Origin of the sequence: Scardovia inopinata JCM 12537 (assembly GCF_001042695.1) — a bacterium.
Classification (GTDB): Bacteria; Actinomycetota; Actinomycetes; order Actinomycetales; family Bifidobacteriaceae; genus Scardovia; species Scardovia inopinata.
The window spans coordinates 1,203,606-1,224,673 of record NZ_AP012334.1; the positions used below are offsets into that span (position 1 = coordinate 1,203,606).

Genomic DNA, 21,068 nt, shown 5'->3' on the forward strand with positions numbered 1-21,068 from the left:
CGAATCCTGATCATCACTCATGGGACTTTCCCTCCTGATGATCATCAGTGTCCGCTAAAGGTTTGGTATCTTGTGAATTCAAATATTCCTGAGCATCAGACTCAAGCTTATCCATGTCCTTATTCCACTCCTTTTCCACAAAACTGCGGATTTCAGCGTATGTGGGCAGAAGAAAATCAGGCTGATACGCCTTTCGAATATTAGCTACAAGCTCGCTGATCCTCATCAGGGTATCTGCCATGGCATCTGAATCTGAATTTTTTTCACTTTGTCGGAAAGAATCAACCCGGGACTCAATGGATTCAATATCTTCAGCCATCGCTTCCAAATCCTGATCTGGAATATTCCTTACCTCTCGAGAATCCGCCTGAGGCCACCCCAATAAAACCGCATCAGCATACTCCAAAGCCGCCCGTTGATCAACAGTAGGCAGTTCATCTTCAATGGTGACCACAAAAATATAGCGGATCGTACTCAAGCGTTCAGATATAATCCGCAGCCACATTCGGGGATGATCTCGCTCCGAACGCTCCACGTCCAGTTTGGAATAAGTCATAATACCCCTATTGTTTCAATCAGTCCGGACGAGAACAGGAAGGAAAGCCCGTCATTGCACAGATAGGGGTGCTTGCCAAAAAAGTCATAATTGCACAGGTGCAGATAAACTTGAAGCATGGAGCATTTTCACAGTACCCGCAGCAAGAATATGAATTATACTGCCAAAGAGGCTATTCTCCAGGGGATCAGCCCAGATGGCGGCCTTTTTGTCAGCGACAGCCTGGGCAAGCATCAGGTGGATCTTCAGGCTGTTCCCGGTGCCTCTTACCAGGATCTGGCCGCAGCTATCATGGGTCAGCTTCTTGACGGATTCAGTCCTGATGAGTTAAAGACCTGCATTGACCAGGCTTACAGCAGTAATTTCGATACCCCCCTGATCACTCCTGTCCGTCATCTTCAGGGAAATTCTTATGTTCTGGAGCTCTTCCACGGGCCTACGTGTGCTTTCAAAGATCTTGCCTTACAGATTCTTCCTGGTCTGATGTCTGTGGCTCAGCAGACATTGCAAACAGGAGAAAAAGACAAAAACCGGGAGCACATTCTGATTTTGACTGCTACCAGCGGAGACACAGGAAAGGCAGCCATGGCAGGTTTTGCTGACGCTCCCCATACTGGCATCGTGGTCTTTTATCCAGCAGGAAAAGTCAGCAGGATTCAGCAACTTCAGATGGTGACCCAATCCGGCAGCAATGTACAGGTATGCGCAGTTGAAGGAAATTTTGATGACGCTCAGAGCGCGGTTAAATCCATTTTTACAGATCAGCAGGTGGCTGATAGGCTGCAAAACCAGAGCAAAGCCGTCTTGTCCAGCGCTAACTCCATTAATATAGGCCGCCTGATGCCCCAAGTGGTGTATTATTATGCAGCATATGGCCATTTGCTGGAAGCGGGAACTATCAGCAGGGGGGATCTGGTTGATTTTATTGTTCCCACCGGAAATTTTGGAGATATTCTTGCAGGTTATTATGCGAAAGTATTAGGCCTGCCGGTAGGGAAGTTAGTTGTTGCCTCTGATAAAAATAAGGTACTGTATGATTTCCTGACCACCGGTGTGTACGATACTGACAGGGATTTTTATACAACAACATCTCCCAGCATGGATATTCTTATTTCTTCCAATCTGGAAAGGATGCTTTACTATTTCAGCCACGGAAATACCAGCCTGGTTGCTTCCTTAATGAAAGATTTAGCGCTAACTGGACACTTTAGAGCTCCTGATAGCCTCATGGAGGCTATCAGAGAAGTTTTTGACTGCTTCTGGGCTGATGAGGACCAGGTTCAGGAGGCGATTGCTTCCTGCTATCAGTCAACCGGATACCTTCTTGACCCCCACACTGCCTGCGCCTACCATGCCCTGGAGCAGAGGAAAAAACAAAATGTGGATTCACCAAGGGGAAAAGGTAATTGCCAGATTACCAATCCCCAGATCATCGTGGCAACAGCCAGCCCCTTCAAATTTCCCCGTGTTGCTCTTGAAGCCCTGAGGGAGAGCGGGAAATTGGCAGACAAGGCAGATTTACTGGCTTCACTGGCACAAGATGATGCGATGGCCCTGTCTCATTTACGTTCTTTGTCCGATTTTGATTGTTTAGACCTGCTGGAAAAGGTAACGGGGCTCACCGCCCCTGACCAGCTGAAGAATCTGAAGAATAAGCAGGTCCGCTTTACTGATTCCCTCCCCCTGTCTGATATGAGGGACTATGTTATCCAGGCTGCTCAGAAATTCTGGCCTTCCGACTCGGCTGACTGAACAGAGTCGGCTAAGAAGAACAACAGATTCAAGTTCTCTAACTAGCTTTCCAGCTGACTGGCATTCCAGCTTAGCTCTTTTCACAGTCACTTTTCACAGTCAGAGGTTATCAAGTCTATTAGCAGGAATCCTCTGGGCTGCGAATTTCCAAAGCTACAGCCTGCTGGATTCCAGAAGCTCGCGGGCATGATCCAGGGAAGCCTGGGTGTCTGTTCCTGACAGCATGCGGGCAATTTCTCCGACCCGATCCTCGCCTGTCACCCGAGAAACTTCCGTATAAACCAGCTCTTCTGGCTGTCTGTCGGCGCTTGACTGAGATTCTGAGTGGGGGCTGAGCTCCTTGGTTTCCTTGCGAACCACATACTGGCTGTCTGCCCAGGAGGCAACCTGAGCTAGATGAGTAACAACAATTACTTGTGCGTTCCGAGCAAGGCGGGACAGGCGTCGTCCTAACTCCACAGCACTCTTGCCTCCCACCCCGGCATCTACCTCATCAAAAATTAAAGTCATCCCAGGAATCTTGTCCGACTGATTCTCCTGGTAATCACGAGGGCTCTGCATGGTCTGCTGCAAGTCGAAAGCCACTAGTTCCAAAGCCAGCATAAGACGGCTAAGCTCACCTCCTGAGGCGCTCTTACCCACAGGAAGAGCAGAAGCCCCGGGAAAAGGAGTAAAGAGGAAGGAAATCCTGTCTGCACCCCAAGGGCCTAATTCTTTCTGACTGGTTACCTCAATCTGCAGGAAGGATCCAGCCATAGCCAGAGAATCAAGCTCCTGGTTGACCCTTTCTGTCAGAGCCTTGGCTGTCCGGATTCGCTCGGCAGACAGATCTGCTGCCAGGAGTTCTGCCTGAGAAACCAGGTCCGCTCTCTGCTCCCGTAGCTGATCCAGATGCTCAGGAGAAGCATCTAAGTCCTCAAGATCAAACTGAGCTTTTTCCTTCCAGGCCAGCACATCATCCAGACCAGGACCCCAGCGGCGGGTTAAATCATCCAGATCGTAGATTCGAGAATTGATGTCATCCAGCTCGTGAGGGCTGACATCCTGAGGAATCTGATCTGACAGAGAAAAAATTATATCTTCAATTTCTTCGTGGGCAGATTCAAGCCGTTCAATTGCATCAGAGAAAAGCTCTCTGGCCGCAGAAGACTGTAGACGCGCACTTGCCTGTTCAATCAGGTCGCCAGCGCTCCTGCCCGATTCTGCGTCCATATCCACCGGGGAGCCATCAAGAGCCTGGAGCGCCCCGGAAACGGCTTCAGCAATTTCTGCTGCATTTTCTATACGGGAACGCTGCTCCTTCAATTCCTGGTCTTCTCCCCTTTGGGGATCAACTTTTTCAATCCTGGCTATGGCTTCGCGAAGGTAATCTGCCTGAGCCTGAACTCGGGACTGCTCTTGGACAAGATTTTCCAAGCGCTCATCTATCTGCCTGATGCTCTGGTAAGCCTGCTGATATGCCTCCAGCTGCCTGCCGTCGTGGGCACACCGATCCAGAAATTCTCTCTGACTTGCTGCTGATGACAGTTTCAGCTGCTGGGTCTGGCCATGAATAGTAATCAAACTGCCCCCAGCCTCAGAAAGAACAGACCGGGGCACGCTCTTACCATTGGCAACAGATCGTGACCGTCCCTTGACCGGTATGGTGCGGGACAGGAAAAGCTCATCATCCTGACAGGGGGCTCCTGCCTCGTCCATCGCCTTCTGAAGGTGGGGATTATCTGCCAGATCAAAAATTCCCTGCACCCAAGCCTGATCTGCCCCGGGCGATACCCTGCTGGACTGAGATTCCTGGCCGGATAGGAGTTGAACAGCACTCAAAAGCATGGATTTTCCAGCTCCGGTTTCGCCAGTAATAGCAGTCATCCCAAAGTCTGGCCGCAAAGAAGCCTGCCTGATTGGCCCTAAGTTGCGAATTTCCAGTTCTTCCAGCATCTAATCCTCGTCCGCCCGCAGATCGTTATATTTCCGGTATTGCTCCATTTCGCTCAAACCCTCAGCAATCGCCTGACTGTTATTCTTGGCACTCAGATAGTGAGGGAAATGAACAAAAGACGAGGCTGCCGGCTCTGCCTGACCAACCTGATTGCCATCCGTATGAAGACGCTGCTCAGCCTGCTCGTGCCAGCCCACAACAGGCAAATTAAATTTAGTTACCAGACGATCTGTGAAGAGGGCGTCAGACAGCCTGGCCAGAAGAAGGGAATCAGCAGATTGCCTGATAGTTATATGAGACCCGGTGGGAACAGTATGTTCCCTCCTGCCGTCGCAGGTAATTACCGCATCATCATCGCGCGATTCCAGTACCTGAATCCCAAAATTGGATTCAGCCCCTATAATCAGCGGACGGGTGAATAAGGCATGAGCAGCAATAGGCACTAATTCCAGAGCCCGAACCCCAGGCCAGATAATAGGTCCCCCGGCAGAAAAAGCATAGGCAGTAGATCCGGTCGGAGTGGAAGCAATAACCCCATCGCAGCCGAATGAGCTGACAGCCACATCATCAACACTGATTCCCACCTGGACCATGGGGCTACCAGGACCGTGATAAACGACTGTATCGTTCAAAGCCCAATCCTGGATTGGCTGCCTGTCCCCGGGGAGAAAGAGTTCAACATCAGCAATCATACGTTTTTCAATGGTATATTCCTTATGAGCGATTTTCTCTATGGCATTGCCAATTTCAAAGCTCTCGAATTCAGCCAAAAAGCCCACATGCCCCAGATTAATGCCAATAATGGGGACCTGGGTTCCCTTTACCAGTTCAGCAGCCCGCAGAATAGTCCCATCTCCGCCCAGGACAACTACAATCTCAGCAGATTTATTGATTGGATGCGCATCCCTGCCAAACTGGCGACTATCATCATGCTCAATAGTAGAAACTGTAAATCCATAAGATTCAAGAAGCCCTGAAACCTGGTTGACTATAGGCGAAGAGGCAGCAAAACGCTTGTGGGTTACAATATAAGCTATTCGTGCAGTCATCGTCGAGTCCTCCCGCAGACCGTCTGAGTCATACTTTCCAAATTCACAATCTATTCTAAAGCTCCTCAGGTATTAAATTTTCTCTGATTATCCGGCATGTTATCCACAGTTATCCACATAAGATATTCCTGATTACCATGAGAGCCCTCCACAGGAGAAGGGGCTAGGCCACGAATCTCAAATCCTTCATCCTGCGCGGAAGACAGAATTTTGGTCACAGCCGCCTTCCTCAAAGAATCTGACCGGACAATCCCTCCTTTTCCTAACTTCCCCTTCCCCACTTCAAATTGGGGTTTAATCAGAAGAATAGCAGTAAAAATCTGCCTGTTTTTATCGGGACCGGGCTGACTGTGCTCGAGAAAAGCCCGTGCTATCTGCGCTAAAGGCGGAATAATAAAAGAGAGGGAGATGAAAGATACATCAGAAACTGCATATGAGGGCAGAAAAGGTAAATCTTCCGGCTTTACCTCCCGAAAATTCACCCCATTCATAGGAATAACCCTGGGATCGGCTGCAAGCAGGGGATCCAATTGGTCATGTCCTACATCCAAAGCTATTACTTTCTTCCCTCCCTTTTCCAGCAGCACTTGGGTAAAGCCGCCGGTTGAAGCACCAATATCCAGGCAGAGCTGACCGCTGGGATCGGCAAGTCCTTGCGTGGCAAAAGCTTCATACGCCCCCATAAGCTTTGCTGCCGCCCGGGAAACATAAGTCAGGGAAGAATGCCCTTCCCGGACTGCTTGATGCAGGCTGATCTGATCCTTGTCTTCCACGGTCTGGGATGGCTTAGTACAAACATGACCATTGAGCAGGACCAGCCCGGCTTCAAGCAGCCGCTGGGCACGAGTCCTGGAAGGACATAATCCACGACTAACCAGGGCTTTGTCTATACGCATTTTCCGCTCCAGGCAACAATATCTATTTTTGCTGACCCCTGCTGCCATTTTTGTTATTGAGCTGATTAGACAAGGAGTCCAGGATCTCTTGATAAGAAGAAATCACATGATCGAAATCGGCATCAGCCAGATCTTTCAGCTGAGGAAATTGATCAAAAAGCGAGTTGGCAGCAGTCTGATTCGACTGATTCGACTGATTAGGAAACTGATTAGGATCAGGAGAATTTCCCTCTTGCGAAGAGGAAGCCGAATCAGGAAGTGGGAGTGAATCAGAAAAATCAGCAGACATCAGGATTTCTTCTCCTGGTCAGATACACTGGTCTCAGTCGCGCCGCAGTCAGACAGATCAGAGGAAAAAACCGGAAGGTTCAGATCCTGAGCCTGAATTCCATCTCGGTCAACTGCATCCCAGGCAGCACTGGCTGCAGCCCTGAGAGCATCCAGACTACCACAGGCGGATTGCACCTCCCGCCCCTTTATTTCCAAGTGAACGCGGGTACTGGATACTGATCTCCGATAAGCAGAGGCAGCACCACAAGTAAACCGGCGGAGAGTATCACCAGTCCCTTGCTCATCATGGCTAGAAGACTCAAAAGGCTCAGAACTAACCTCAACCCGGGGCTGGGCTTTATTCAATCCTTCCAGGTTTGCACAGATATAAGCAGGTCTCAGCTGGGGAACAGCCCGCATAATATCATCTGGCCCAGCAACCCCGGTCATTACCACCGCACTGGCATATCCTCCCCTATTTGCAGCCTCAATATCAGTATCCAGACGATCCCCTACAGGCAGGCAGGCTTCCACAGGAAGGCGGTTTCCGTTGTGGCCAAACATATCGCGGGCGATATCATACATATACGCCTCAGGCTTCCCTGCCGATGCTTCCGGTTCAACCCCGGTAGCTGCAACAACAGGCAGGATCATAGCCCCATTCCCGGGAGTAATCCCTCCCTCACGAGGCAGGGTCATATCTCTGTTAGTAGCAAAATAGCGGGCTCCGTGAGCAATCGCATACGTTGCCTGAGCCAGCTGCCGCCAGGAAACATCGGGATACCAAGACTGAATGACTGCCTGAGGACGGTCGGACGCCAAATCGCAAACCTGAAGACCTCTTTTCTTCAGTTCATCCCTCAGATGGTCTCCCCCGATGACCAGAACAGTGTCACCTGGCTTCAATTCTTTGCTGAGCATGCCTGCGGCAACAATGCCGGACGTGATAATATCATCCGGGCTCAATTCTACCCCAAAGCTGCGGATCTGATCAGCAACAAGAGAGGGGAATCTGGAGGGATTATTAGTGGTATAGGCAATGCGCATGCCTCTTTCTTTGGCATGAGCAATACCTGTCGCAGCCATTTCTACAGGATCGGCACCCCTATAAACAACCCCGTCCAGGTCCAAGAGTGCTAACTGATAGATAGAGCTCAGAGGCTTATCAGTCCCGGCAATAATAGATGGATATGTCATAATCAAGCATCCACTTCCTGGGAATTCTCGTGAGGCTCTTCCTGGCCGTCGGGCTCGGAAGAGTCTCCATTTTCTGGAGAGTTTTCATTCTCGAGCTGAGCAGGAGCAGGCTCAGTCAAAGCAGGCTCAGACTGAGGATCCGAATCTGGCTCTTCGCGCGATCCTGAGCCAGACTCTTCTTCTGCCTGTGGCTTCTCCTCATCAGGATGCCGATAAAAATCTGCAGGATCAATTCCCATCCCCTTGAGCATGTCATCATCGATATTTTCCATATCGTTGTCCACAACATCCTCTTCAGGCTCTTCCTCTCTGTCTGCATACTCTGCTTCCAGCTTATCGAGCAAAGAATCCAGGGCCCGGGCAGCCTCTTCATGGCCGGCCTGCTCATTGAAATACTGCTCTGCTTGAACAGCCCTCATCCTGTAGGCACCGCCAACACCTCGGGCATGAGCCAAAGTATGAACTACATCAATAGCCTTGTCATACTTTTCCAAATCTGCCAAAGCACCAGCGTACACAAGAAACATTTCTGCCTTGGACTCGCCTCTGAGCTCTTGAGCTTCCCGAGAAGTAGCAAGTTCAATAGCCTTTTTGGGATTCCCCGTCCCTCGTTCGCAGTCAGCCATGAAGGGAAGATAATCTCCATACCCGTTCATCCTGTATGCAGTACGGAATTCTTTCAAAGCCAGCTTATATTTTCCGGCCCGGTAAGCAATTAAAGCCAGAGTTTCCCTAGCCATATCAATCCGGGAAGCCTGACGGGCAATCCACTTGGCATGCTCCAGAGCAGCTTCTGGATCACTGTCTTCCAGGGCATATGCGGCAAGCATATGAAGACCGATATTTTCCGCATGCTCCTTGCTCAGTCCCCGCAGGCGCTCCTTCTCCTCCCTGGAAAGCATGGACCATTCCAGACCCTTGGGCATCTTGGGTTCTCCGGGTCGACGATCGGTATAAGGGTTTTGAGAAGGGTAAGAGACAGTTCCATCAGAATTGCGACGGCCATGATCATAATTGGCGGAAGACTGGCGTCCCTGATGATTGCCCCTGTAGCGCTTATCGGTAAAGGAGGAAGATCCTGTTTCCTTCCTGTCTACCTGAGAGGTTTTGCCTTGGAAACCACCATGATGACGGTAATCAGCTCCCTGACCTGACCGATTCCCCTGATAAGTATCGGATCGCTTATCGTCAGCCTTCTTATCCTGACGATAAGAATGGTTACCATAATGATGGCCGTAGGATTTGAATGATTGAGAAGATTTGGAAGATTGAGAAGATTTGGAATATGTCTTCCGGCCAGTCTTGCCGCTCGAACCGCTTCCGGATTTAGATCCTGACCTGTGCCCAGATCGGAAGCCTGAGCGGGATCCAGATGTGGAGCCATGACGGGACTTGGATCCGGAATGAGATCCTGAACGAAAAGATGACTGTGATCTGCCTGAACGAGAATTGTCGTCTGCCACTAGTGCTGAGCCTCCACTGCTCCAAGAGCTTTCTTTCCACGGCGAAGAAGAGCAAAGCGATTGTGCAGAAAGTCAGACTGCTCCAGTTCCTGCTCCACATCTTCAACGCGCTTATTATTAATATAAATTCCACCGGATGCGATGGTCTTACGGGCTTCAGACTGTGACTTTACCAAGCCTGCTGCCACTGCTGCCTGAGTTATCCTCATACCCACCCGGGCCTGGGCGAACTCCTTCTGCCCTGTCTGGCCGCTGACTTTCAATCCATCCAAGGCAGCTTCCAGAACAGACTGATCGATATCTTCCAGAGAAACCTGGCCGCGTCCAAAAAGGGCAGCAGCTGCGTCGATAGCTTCCTGGGCCGCATCCTGGCCGTGGACAAAGGAGGTTACTTCCCAGGCTAAGGTACGCTGGGCTTCCCTGGCACCAGGATGTGATTCAACCTCAATCTCTAGGCGTTCAATCTCCTCTTTGGGGAGGAAAGTAAAGTACTTAAGCAGTTTGATAACCTGATCATCGGGCTGGTTAAACCAGAACTGGTAGAATCGGTAAGGGCTCAGCATGGAAGCATCCAGCCAGATTGCCCCTCCCTCCGATTTTCCAAATTTCTTACCCTGGGAATCAGTGATAATCGGTGAAGTCATGACATTGACCTGGACCCCCCTCACCTTGCGGATAAGGTCAAGACCAGAAACCAGATTGCCCCACTGATCAGCGCCGCCAATCTGCAAAGTTACTCCGCATTCATCGTATAAATGCAGATAATCATTGCCCTGAAGCACCTGATAGCTGAATTCTGCGAAAGAAATCCCCTCCTGAGAGTTGAGTCTTCTGGCCACAATATCTTTGGACAGCATGGTTCCCAGACGGAAGTTCTTACCCACATCCCGCAGAAAATCAATAACTGACATAGAGGCTGTCCAGTCATAGTTACTGACAAATCTCACTGGGTTGCTGCCATCGGTAACCAGGAAACGGCTGATTTGAGCTTGAAGACGCCTAGCCCATGCTTCAACAACGCTCTTGGAGTTCAGAGTCCGTTCTCCCGACTGGCGGGGATCTCCGATCAGACCCGTTGCCCCTCCGACCAGGGCAATAGGATGATGCCCGGCCTCCTGTAGATGCCTCATGACCACCAACTGCACCAAATTTCCAATATGAAGAGAAGCTGCAGTAGGATCGAAACCTGCATAAAAGGTCAGAGGATTGCCATTAAGAGCTGCGGCCAGCTGCTGTCGGTCTGTAGACTGATTAACCAGCCCCCTCCACTCTAACTCTTCCAGGAGGGTGGCAAAACCCGCCTCTTTGTAATTTCGAACCTGTGTCATGCAAACTCCCTAGGGCTTAAAGTACCTACCAATTTTGCCAAATATACACGACAGTACCTATCGGAGGAAAAGCGGTAGAATGGGAAGGACATAATCAATTTTTTTCAAAGGAGAAAAATGAACTTTCCTGCCATCACACACATAGCTGCCATAGGAGCTGGGACGATGGGGCATGCCACAGCCCTGGAGTTTGCCGTCCACGGGTATGATGTCAATCTTATCGACCTAAGTGATCAGGCCCTGGCCAAGGGGATGGATCTGATTCGCCGGGACCTTGACGAGCTTTATCAGCACGGGCTCCTGATGAAGGAGGAAACTAGGGACGATGTTCTGGAACGGTTTAGCCTCTTCACCGATCTGGCAGCTGGAGTAAAAGATGCTGACTATATTACTGAATCCGTTGCGGAAAATCTGGAGGTGAAGAAAGATCTCTGGAAAGCTGTAGAAGAAGCGGCCGCCGCAGATGCCATTTTTACCACGAATACTTCCGGTTTATCACCAACAGCCATTGCTGACGTTTTAGAGAAACCAGACCGTTTCGTGGTTGCGCACTACTGGAATCCTGCTCATCTCATGCCTCTGGTGGAGGTAGTTCCCGGAAGATACACATCGGAACAAACAGTTAATACAACAGTAGATTTGCTGACGGCCATTGGAAAGAAGCCTGCCCGCCTGCACCGGGAATCCCCTGGATTTGTCGGGAACAGAATTCAGATGGCCGTTATTCGCGAAGCCCTGCATATTGTGGAAGAAGGCATAGCGTCCGTAGAAGATGTGGATACTATTGTCACCTATTCTCTGGGTCGCCGCTGGAATATTCTCGGCCCGATTATCAGCGCCGACCTGGGCGGACTCGATATTTTCTACAAGATCAGTACTTATCTGCCTCAAGATTTGGATAACAGCACCGAGCCCAACAAACTCTTGGCAGATAAGGTAGCGGAGGGGGACCTGGGCAGCAAAAGCGGCCAGGGTTTTTACAGATGGACCGGGCAAAAAGGCGCTGAGACCATCGCCCGCAGGGACGAAGAACTCATGAAAGCCCTGGTCTCAGACAGGCAGGAGGAAGAGTAAAGCACCTAGGCGATTAAACTGATCCTGGAGCCTTATAAGCCGGGCCATCGCTGGAAGAATTAGCGAAAACCTCTGCCTCCTTCATGGCTTTTTTTGCCTGGAGAATCTGTTCCTGCACCCGTTCATAGGCAGTTCCTCCTGCCTGGTTTCTTGCATTGACAGATCCCTGAACAGAAAGAACATCCCTAACTGTAACTGCCTGTTCTTCAGGAAGATAGTCGGCAAAGAGCCGGGCAAAATCGCTATCCGAAAGATCTGCCAAATCCTTTCCTCTGCTTTCTGCCAAGGCAACACAATGACCAGACAGTTGGTGAGCATTGCGGAAGGGAATTCCCTGCCGAACCAGCCAGTCAGCAATATCAGTGGCTAGGGCAAAACCTGTGGGGGCCTCTTCTTCCATCCTATCCGTGTGAAAAACCATGGTAGCAATCATTCCAGTGAAAGCTGGGAGCAAAAGTTCCAGATTATCAGTCTGATCAAAAACTGCTTCTTTATCTTCCTGCAAATCCCGAACGTAAGCTGTGGGCAAACCTTTGAGAGTAGCAAGAAGACCCGTCAGATCCCCCAGGAGACGGCCAGCCTTTCCCCGGGCAAGCTCGGCTATATCAGGATTCTTCTTCTGAGGCATAATGGATGACCCGGTCGAATAGGCATCATCCAAGGTGACAAAGCCAAACTCCTGACTGTTCCAGATGATAATTTCTTCAGACAGACGGGACAGGTCTATACCAATCATGGCGGCGATAAAGGCAAATTCAGCCACCAGATCCCGAGATGATGTGCCATCAATGGAATTCTCCGTTACTGATGTAAAGCCCAGATCGTTCGCAATCATGATAGGATCCAGGCCCAGGGCATTGCCAGCCAAAGCTCCTGACCCGTAGGGAGAAGAATCAGCCCGCCTGTCCCAATCCTGCAGTCGCTGAATATCTCGAATCACAGGCCACAGGTGGGCAAGAAGCTGATGGGCGAGAAGAATAGGTTGAGCGTGCTGCATGTGTGTCCTGCCGGGCATCAGGGCATGGTCAACCTTCACAGCCTGATCCAGCAGGGCCTCTGCCAGCTGAAGCAGGAGACGGGATATCTTTCTGCTATGCCGGCGCAGCCACATACGAATCAGGGTAGCAATCTGATCATTGCGGGACCTTCCCGCCCGCAGCTTGCCTCCCACAGTGGGCCCAGCGATGGTAAGCAAACCGCGCTCCAGAGCCGTTGCTTCATCTTCGTCATCCTCCCTGGGACAAAATTCCCCCTTATCAACCTGATGCTGCAGCCTATCCAAGGCTTCTTCCATCTCCTGCAGCTCATTGGCAGTCAACAATCCTGCCCGGTTCAGAGCCTTGGCATGAGCACGGGAGCCTGCAATATCATCGTCAGCCAAACGCCAGTCAAACTGAGTCGACTTACTCACAGCTGCCAGGGAAGCTGAAGGACCGGAAGTAAACCGGCCTCCCCACAGGGCAAGATGATCCCGATCAGACATGCTTTACTCCTTTGCCTGAAGCAATATCCCGGGCAGCAGCAATTTTAGAAGGAAGTCCATAAAGCTCAATAAATCCGTTGGATGCATTCTGGTTAAAACTGTCTCCGGTTTCATAAGTAGCCAGACTGTAACTGTAAAGGGACGTATCCGACCTTCTGCCGGTAATCACAGCTTTGCCGGAATGAAGGCTCATCCTGATCTGGCCGCTGACATAAACCTGAGTATCGGCAATGAAGGCATTCAAAGACTTGACTGCCGGCGAATACCACTGAGCATCGTATACCAACTGAGCCCAGCGCATATCTACCAACCGCTTAATCCTGTGCTGCTCCCTTTCCAGACACAAATCTTCCAAATCCTGATGGGCCTGAATAAGAACCTGAGCCCCCGGGACCTCATACAATTCCCGTGATTTAATCCCCACTAACCGGTCTTCCATGATGTCGACCCGCCCTATTCCCTGGGCTCCCGCCCGTTTATTCAGCTGTCTGATCGCCTCCACAGGGCTGACAGGCTGCCCGTCAATGTGGGTAGGAATCCCCTGGTTGAAGGTAAGGATCACCTGATCGGCTGGCCGATCCTGACTGGGGTCAGCAGTATAGGCATAGACGTCTTCGGTGGGAGGGTTCCAGGGGTCTTCCAAATAGCCTGTTTCTATGGCCCTCCCCCACATATTCTGATCAATCGAATAGGGATTCTTCCTATCCTGAGTGATAGGAAGATGATATTTTTGTGCATAATCAATCTCCACATCCCGGGTAAGGGACAGGTCGCGAATAGGACTGATGGCGGTAAGAGAAGGATCGATGGACTGAATGGCTACCTCAAAACGAACCTGGTCATTCCCCTTGCCTGTGCAGCCATGGGCAATGGTATCGGCCCCAAACCGATGAGCAGCTTCTACCAGGTGTTTGGTAATCAGAGGACGGGAAATTGCCGATACCAGGGGGTACTGTTCCTGATAAAGCGCATTGGCTTTCAGAGCCAGCATGCAGTAATCCCGAGCGAACTCCTCCCGGGCATCAACCACATAAGCCTCTGCGGCTCCACATGCCAGTGCCCGCTCCCTGATGGTTTCCAGATCTTCCCCTCCCTGACCAACATCAACGGAAACAGCAACTACCTCTTTGCCGGTTCTCTCTGTGAGAAAAGGAATTGCTACTGATGTATCTAAGCCGCCCGAATAAGCCAGAACAATACGTCCCCCCTTCCGATATTGCTTTTGCCTCTGCTCCAGCTTCCGACTATCAGCCTGATTATAGTCATTTTGACCCTGCTCCCCCTTAGTCATCATGCCCGCCTTTCATAGAGAAAATATTAATTATAGTATCGCAAATATGAGTATTTTTATGCATATTATTATAATAATAGAGTCGGTGGATATCTTCCTCCGAGCCACGGGAGGACAGGTACAGGCTTGCATAAAAAAAGCCGCTTTCGCGGCGTTTCTTCCCTGTTCATACCAGATAAACACTCACAGGCACGGTTGGCAGCTGCCACCGTATAATCTGATAATCAGAGGAAAAATAATGAAAGAAGTTTAATGAATTTTATTCCTTGCGGGCATCTCCGGAAGCCAGGGTCAAAATCCAGATGCTGCGATTGCGTGCGGCTTCCTCACTCCGGGCTACCAACATTACCGTGTCATCTCCAGCGAGAGTGCCCAAAACATCCGGCAAAATCTGATGATCAATAGCGCTGCCCACATATTCAGCTGCACCTTCGGATGTCTTGACAATAATAAGATTCTGAGCATAATCCACAGACGTCACCAATCCGTTGATTACCTTAGCCAAACGCTGCTCCCCCCGGCTGAAGTCGTCAGAGCTCTCAACTTTTTTACCTTGAGAAATCAGTCCATATGCTGACTGAGTCTCAGCTTTGCGAGAGAATCGCTTAATTTCATCCTGAGTAGGAAGAGTGTAAGCAACGGATCCATCATCATGACGAACCTTAATAGCCTTCATCTCGTCCAGGTCTCGGCTCAGGGTTGCCTGAGTCACATCAATCCCCTGCTGGGAAAGCAAGACCTGCAATTGCTGCTGAGAATTAACATCCTGAGAGTTGAGAATGCGTTCAATAGCGTCGCGGCGAGCGACACGGGTTGATGGACGGGTATCACCTTGTAGCATATCTGTTCCTATCTAATATTTTTATTTTTTTTATCAAAGGTTACATTTATATTCTATAACCATTTATGCCAAAAATGTGCATAAAGACATAAAATTCGAAAATTTTTGTTTTAGCACAGCATACTGCCGGCAGAAACTGCCGGCAGGGATGGTAAGGCTGCATATGAGTCAGATGCTAAAACCTCAAACGTTCCAGAAAACTGTCAAGAATAGCATACAAATCTGCAACGCTGTGCCCACTTAAAATCCACCAGAAAAGGAAAATAAGCTCCGCTACAAAAATAACCACTGATAAAATTGCCAGAACCTTTCCTTTCATATGAAAGGCATTAGTCCTGGGTATGGCCAAAAACGCCAGGAAAACTGCCATGGGCTGAAAGTTAAGAAGAGTAAGAATAAAAGCCCAAATAGCCATTGCAGACCAGCGCCCATAGAGGGGATTTAGATCCGGATTGTTGGGATCAAACTCAGAGAGAGGGATCTGCTGGCCCCGACGGTTATAGAAGAAAGGTTGGTTGCCGAAATTACCCTGATTGCCTCCGTTGGCGGAGGAAGTAAATCCGGGGAACCACGATTGCCCTTTTTGTCCTTGCTGACTAGACTGTGCCTGATTCCCTGTTTCAGTCGAAGAAGCAGCTTGCCCCTGCTTTTTGGCCTTGGCCTGTTTCTGGTCTGAATCCTTATCCTGCTCTTCCCTGCCAAAAACATAAGGATCCCAATCGGGATACTTACTGGCCATCTGCCCATACTTAGGTTCGCTGATCTGTCCATATTCCGGCTGGGCAGGCTGTGCGGACGGCGACGATGATTCGTCGGCAGCATTATTATCAGTGCTGTCTGTCTTATCCATAGTATCGGTCATAGTGAGGCTCCCAGCTCAGGTGGTTTCTCCCGCCAGCTTCCACGCTCTGCAATACGGCGCATAGTTGCCGGCAGGAAAAAATTCTTCATGCATGACTAGTGTATATCATTACACATAATTCCAGATAGTGGCTTAATTTATGCGCGTAATTGAGCTCCCAGCTTGGAAACCTCCTGGATGATTGCGGAACGAAGAGCATCGGAGTCTGCCGAGTTCAACGTCCTGTCAGGAAGGCGAAAAGTCAGGGAGTAGGCCAGAGACTTTTCCTGGCTGCCGACCTGATCCCCCCGATAGACATCGAAAAGTTCCAGTGATTCCAAGGCTTGACCAGCTCCGGAGCGGATAGCCTCCTCTACCTGCTGGGCTGTCACCTCATTGCTGACGGTGAAAGCCAGGTCTTGATGCACAGGAGGATAGGTGGAGATGGGTCGGGCCTGCAGGGGTTCGCTGGAAACTTTGGCAAAAATAGAAGTCATATCCAACTCAAAAGCAGCAGAATGCTGGGGGAAACCCATGCGGTCATTCAGGTGAGGATGAAGCTCACCCACCAGACCAACCTGAGTTCCATCCGACAGGCGGACATAAGCAAAACGACCCGGATGCCACTGAGGAGGAACTGCTTCGGAAGCAGGCTGATACAAACTAAAGTCTGCCCCTACTCTCTGGCCTATGCGGGTAACTGCTTCCACTGCATATGTCCAGTCCACAGGACGATTGTCCTGGAGCCAGCCCGTTTCCTGAGCCAGGCCGGTCAGAATACCGGCAGTATGCTCAGGCTGGTAGGGCAGACCGGCATCAAGAGCAGCAAGCTGATCATCTGTAGGGCGAATTGCTCCCGGAAGTGCCGGGACTGCAGGAGCCTGAGGATCCCACTCAAAGACATGGCCGGATTCATACAGGCAGACCTGAGGATTATCCCTACGGATATTGCGCTGAACGGTTCGGGCCAGGGTATGCAAAATCATTCGGCGCAAATAGGGACGATCGGCAGCCAGGGGATTGGCCAGTTCTACGCTGACAGGTTCAATCTGTGCAGCATCCAGCTGAAAGTCATCAAAATCCTGCTTACCCACGAAAGGATAGCTCCAAACCTCAGTCATGCCAGCTTCGGCCAAAGTATTGGCAACCTGACGACGGCGCAGCTGATCGGCAGTCAGACCGGTTACATCTTTTACCCCAACAGCAGGAACATGAATAGGAATCTGATCGTAGCCCACCAGACGGGCTACTTCTTCCACTAAATCACAGGGGTACCGCAGATCAGGACGCCAGCTTGGCGGATCCACGACCAGTTCCCCATTACCCCCGCCGCCCACATGGCAGCCAATGTCAATCAAAATATCGGAAATTTTCGTGACAGAACAATCCAGCGCAGTCAGTCGTTTGACTTCGCTGGTCTTGAACCGGATAGGCTTGGTAGGCTTAACTGCCTTATAGTCTGTGGGGGTATCAGAAGCATGACCACCGCATAGACGGGAAATCAATGAAACTGCTTCCTGTGCAGCAGCGGCCTGGAGCTTGGTATCTACACCGCGTTCAAAACGCCGTGAAGCCTCAGACGGAATCTTATGCCGGCGGGCAGAGCGGGCAATAGAGACTGGATCAAAATGTGCTGCTTCAATCAGAACATTGGTGGTTTCAGCAGTCACTTCACCATACATACCCCCCATAACTCCAGCAATTCCCAGAATCCTGGATCCGCGACTGCCTTCAGGAGAATCAGTAATCACCAAATCTTCCACAGACAGCTCATGATCCTTGCCATCTAAGGTGGTCAGATGTTCACCTTGCTGAGCCCTGCGCACAACAATGGGAGGGGCGATCTTATCCAGATCATAAGCATGCAGGGGCTGGCCCAGGTCAAGCATAACGTAATTGGTCACATCCACCAGGGGGGATAAGGATCTCATGCCGCTGCGCTGCAGGCGACGAGCCATCCAGCTGGGAGTCTGACGACTGTTGTCAACCCCGCGAACAGCCCGCAGATAATACCGGTCGCAGCCTGAAACTCCATGAATGGGGTTGCCGTCTTCCACAGCAACATCCAAATCACGGCCAGGCCCCGTTCCTGCCCCCCGCACCAGGCGAGGAGCAGCCTTATCCAGAGCTTTAACAGGATCGCGGAAAGCAGCCCCTGTTGAGTGATGGAATTCACGGGCAACTCCGCGATAGGAGAAAGCATAGCCCCGGTCAGGGGTGATGTTGATTTCCAGGACAGGTTCTCCCAAGCCCAGAATTTCCATCAAATCATCACCAGGTTTCAGGGACTCATACTGGTCAGGACTGAGACCATAGTCACCAAGAACAATAATGCCGGTATGATCATTGCTCAGTCCCAGTTCCCGAGCTGAGGCACACATACCTTCCGACAGGTGTCCGTAAGTCTTGCGAGGCTCAATTGTAAAATTTCCAGGCAATACTGCCCCGGGCAGGGCAACAACTACCTTCTGTCCCTGAGCAATATTGGGGGCTCCGCACACAATGGAGCGGGGGACTGGCTGACCATTTTCATCCTGCCCATTGTAAGGACCAAGATCAATATGGCACCAGCTGATGGTTTTGCCATTCTTCTGAGGTTCCTTGACCAGGTCCTGAACATAGCCGACCACAATAGGGCCGGTAACATCCGACTGATGGATAGCTTCCTCTTCCAGACCAACCTTTACCAGATCTGCGGCTAGCTGGCTGTATGTTTCCTCTTTCGGCACAGCTACATGTTCCCGCAGCCAGCCCATATCAATCAATGGCATTGTAACAGCTTTCCTACCTGGGCCATCCGGCCCTATCTTTGTCTATTGTCTCTTGTCTGCTTTGTTTACCGGTGAATGGAGAAGTTTCGTTTATTCGCCCATGACAAACTGCTGGCTAAACCGCTGGTCACCCTCAACCAAATCATGCATATCATTAATATCATGACGTAGGAGGAGGGTTCTTTCCATTCCTACTCCAAAAGCAAATCCGGAATAAACCTCGGGATCCACACCGGCCGACAAAAGAACTTTGGGGTTCACCATCCCGCAGCCGCCCCACTCAATCCAGCCTGGACCACCTTTCTTATCTGGGAACCACAGATCCATCTCAGCGCTGGGTTCGGTGAAGGGGAAATAGGAAGGCCGCAGTCGGGTTCTGGACTCGGGGCCAAACATGGCCGCAGCTAGCTTATCCAGCACTCCTTTGAGATCGGCCATGGTCAGGTTCTTATCAACAGCCAGAGCTTCACACTGATGGAAAACTGGGGTATGGGTGGCATCAAGTTCATCGGTGCGATACACACGGCCCGGGCAGGCGATATAGAGAGGAACTCCCCTTTCCAGCATAGACCGAGCTTGAACCGGAGAGGTGTGGGTGCGCATTACCATATTAGACCCCACGAAACCGGCCGCATCCCGTGCCTGATTTCCCTTGATATAGAAGGTATCCTGCATCTGCCGTGCAGGATGGTCAGGGCCAAAATTCAAAGCATCAAAATCATACCATTCAGCCTCAGCTTCAGGGCCCTCGGCAATCTGCCAGCCCATAGAGACGAAGAAATCTTCCACATCTTCCAAGAGCTTCTGCAAGGGATGACGGGCCCCCAGGGGGTGGCGGCGGACTGGCTGAGTCATGTCAACCGTCTCCTCGGCCAGTCTTCTGTTCTCTTCTTCCTGCCTAAGATCAGTTTCCCGAGCTCCATAGGCCCGTCCAAAATCTGCCCGCAGCTTCCCTACCAACTGCCCGGCTGCCTTTTTCTGGCTGGGATCCAAACTACCAATAGCTTTACTCGCCTGAGCCAGCAGGGAATCTCCGCCGGCATAGGCTGTCCTGACAGCATGCAGTTCATCAAGGGTGGAAGAGTTGGCAATCTTCTCAATACCTTCGCTGACTGCTGATGTTACTGCATCGGCGTCAAAAACCAGAGCTTCTGCCACAGCTCACCTTTCCTAATCGAGCCGGAAAGCGTCAGCCGCCTTCCAGAAATGTAAACATTGGTATACATAGGCAAAACGCCAGCTAAGACCGAAAGCCCGCTGACGCCACTGTTTGTATAAGTACTACTGAATATTATTCCTGCGCGTTACGACATAGCCAAGCTGTAAGCAATAATTGACGCGCTCATGGCTACATTCAAGGATTCAGCCCTCCCATACAGAGGTATACGGACAGCCGACTGACAGCGGTTGATCAGGCTGTCATCCAGACCCCTGGCCTCATTGCCGAATAATATGCACAGGGGCTGAGAGGAAGATTTCAGACTGTCCATCAGATCAGGTAAAGGAATGGCCTCCACCTGATCAGTCCCATAAGCATCGGCGGCACACACTGGCAGCCCCAGCCGGGCCGCTTCAGTAAAGAAGTCATCAGTAGACAAAGTCACTATAGGCAGGTGGAAGAGTGACCCGGCTGTAGATCTGACAACCTTGGGATTAGTGACGTCAACGCAGTCATCCACCAGAATGAGAGCAGGGCAGCCAGCAGCATCAGCCACTCGAATGATAGTCCCTGCATTCCCCGGGTCTCTCAGCTGCCAGCAAGCCAGAAAAAGAGGCCTGGCCGGATGCCCAGCTGTCTCAACCGGCCCTGGTGACTTTACAGAATCAGCCAAGGAAGCAAGAGCAGCGAAAGAAGAGGCATCGGGGGCTAAACCGCCAGTCACAGCCTCAGTTCTGACAAGGGCCCCTATCCCCTGACAATCCTTGCTGATCGCCTCCATCACCTGACTGCTGCACGGATGACAATAGAGTATCTTTTTCTGAGCTTCAGAAATAATTTTGCCCAGAACAGGATCCTCTCCGGCAGCAGCATCATAGTACAAATCCGTTACGAAATCAGAAGCGAAGTGAACAGCCTCCCGCACGGCTTGCGGACCTTCCACCAAAATACGACCGGTCTTTTTCCTGGTTTTCGATCGAGATAAATCAGCAATCCTGCGTACCCGGTCAGAATGAGGATTATCCATCACCGGTTTCAGGTGAAATCTGTCCATCTCCAACCTCCTGTTTTCTTATTTCTCTTCTGCATGCATATCTGCATGCCCTGCTTTATGCCGCTGGTTCCTGTCTTCCTGGCCCAGACTTCTGCCAAGCCTACATA

17 protein-coding genes are annotated in these 21,068 nt (G+C 50.8%); 2 read left to right on the forward strand and 15 right to left on the reverse strand.

Annotated features, from left to right (window positions below):
- Positions 1–13: 13 nt before the first annotated feature.
- Entirely contained in the window at positions 14–556 is a 543-nt protein-coding gene (locus SCIP_RS04910; protein WP_006293823.1) for a hypothetical protein, read from the reverse strand.
- Between the two features lie 117 nt (positions 557–673).
- Between SCIP_RS04910 and thrC the strand changes: the two genes are divergently transcribed.
- Positions 674–2,308 (forward strand): threonine synthase, encoded by a 1,635-nt coding sequence (gene thrC / locus SCIP_RS04915; RefSeq protein WP_006293822.1) that lies wholly within the window; start codon positions 674–676, stop codon positions 2,306–2,308.
- Between the two features lie 153 nt (positions 2,309–2,461).
- Here the strand turns inward: thrC and recN are convergent, their stop codons facing one another.
- From recN to tyrS, 7 genes are all read right to left on the reverse strand, one after another.
- Positions 2,462–4,243 carry a DNA repair protein RecN gene (gene recN, locus SCIP_RS04920; RefSeq protein WP_006293820.1) on the reverse strand — a complete coding sequence of 594 codons (1,782 nt, stop codon included), beginning with the start codon at positions 4,241–4,243 and terminating at the stop codon, positions 2,462–2,464.
- Entirely contained in the window at positions 4,244–5,293 is a 1,050-nt protein-coding gene (locus SCIP_RS04925; RefSeq protein ID WP_006293819.1) for an NAD kinase, read from the reverse strand.
- Between the two features lie 65 nt (positions 5,294–5,358).
- Positions 5,359–6,189, reverse strand: a complete 831-nt coding sequence (locus SCIP_RS04930) for a TlyA family RNA methyltransferase (RefSeq protein WP_006293818.1) — start codon at positions 6,187–6,189, stop codon at positions 5,359–5,361.
- 22 nt (positions 6,190–6,211) lie between these two features.
- Positions 6,212–6,478, reverse strand: a complete 267-nt coding sequence (locus SCIP_RS04935) for a hypothetical protein (RefSeq protein WP_006293817.1) — start codon at positions 6,476–6,478, stop codon at positions 6,212–6,214.
- Positions 6,478–7,656 (reverse strand): HAD-IIA family hydrolase, encoded by a 1,179-nt coding sequence (locus SCIP_RS04940; RefSeq protein ID WP_006293816.1) that lies wholly within the window; start codon positions 7,654–7,656, stop codon positions 6,478–6,480. The genes SCIP_RS04935 and SCIP_RS04940 overlap by 1 nt, the downstream gene beginning before the upstream one ends.
- A gap of 2 nt (positions 7,657–7,658) precedes the next feature.
- On the reverse strand, positions 7,659–9,119 hold the full coding sequence (locus SCIP_RS04945) for a tetratricopeptide repeat protein (RefSeq protein ID WP_006293815.1): 1,461 nt from the start codon (positions 9,117–9,119) through the stop codon (positions 7,659–7,661).
- Positions 9,119–10,447, reverse strand: coding sequence for a tyrosine--tRNA ligase (gene tyrS, locus SCIP_RS04950; protein WP_006293814.1), 1,329 nt, complete (start codon positions 10,445–10,447; stop codon positions 9,119–9,121). The genes SCIP_RS04945 and tyrS overlap by 1 nt, the downstream gene beginning before the upstream one ends.
- Before the next feature lie 117 nt (positions 10,448–10,564).
- Between tyrS and SCIP_RS04955 the strand changes: the two genes are divergently transcribed.
- Positions 10,565–11,521, forward strand: a complete 957-nt coding sequence (locus tag SCIP_RS04955; RefSeq protein ID WP_006293813.1) for a 3-hydroxyacyl-CoA dehydrogenase family protein — start codon at positions 10,565–10,567, stop codon at positions 11,519–11,521.
- Between the two features lie 13 nt (positions 11,522–11,534).
- Here the strand turns inward: SCIP_RS04955 and argH are convergent, their stop codons facing one another.
- From argH to SCIP_RS04995, 7 genes are all read right to left on the reverse strand, one after another.
- Positions 11,535–13,004: an argininosuccinate lyase gene (gene argH, locus SCIP_RS04960; protein ID WP_006293812.1), complete on the reverse strand. Its 1,470-nt coding sequence runs from the start codon at positions 13,002–13,004 to the stop codon at positions 11,535–11,537.
- Entirely contained in the window at positions 12,997–14,295 is a 1,299-nt protein-coding gene (locus SCIP_RS04965; protein ID WP_006293811.1) for an argininosuccinate synthase, read from the reverse strand. Before SCIP_RS04965 ends, argH begins: the two co-directional genes overlap by 8 nt.
- 259 nt (positions 14,296–14,554) lie before the next feature.
- A complete protein-coding gene (locus SCIP_RS04975; protein ID WP_006293810.1) occupies positions 14,555–15,136 on the reverse strand; it encodes an arginine repressor in 582 nt (193 codons plus the stop codon).
- A gap of 175 nt (positions 15,137–15,311) precedes the next feature.
- Positions 15,312–15,998: a hypothetical protein gene (locus SCIP_RS04980; RefSeq protein ID WP_006293809.1), complete on the reverse strand. Its 687-nt coding sequence runs from the start codon at positions 15,996–15,998 to the stop codon at positions 15,312–15,314.
- A gap of 137 nt (positions 15,999–16,135) precedes the next feature.
- The gene (gene pheT / locus SCIP_RS04985; protein ID WP_040591347.1) at positions 16,136–18,748 is read right to left on the reverse strand and encodes a phenylalanine--tRNA ligase subunit beta; all 2,613 of its coding nucleotides are present in this window, start codon (positions 18,746–18,748) and stop codon (positions 16,136–16,138) included.
- Positions 18,749–18,838: 90 nt separating this feature from the next.
- Entirely contained in the window at positions 18,839–19,906 is a 1,068-nt protein-coding gene (pheS, locus tag SCIP_RS04990; protein ID WP_006293807.1) for a phenylalanine--tRNA ligase subunit alpha, read from the reverse strand.
- A gap of 146 nt (positions 19,907–20,052) precedes the next feature.
- On the reverse strand, positions 20,053–20,961 hold the full coding sequence (locus tag SCIP_RS04995) for a TrmH family RNA methyltransferase (protein WP_040591346.1): 909 nt from the start codon (positions 20,959–20,961) through the stop codon (positions 20,053–20,055).
- Between the last annotated feature and the right edge of the window lie 107 nt (positions 20,962–21,068).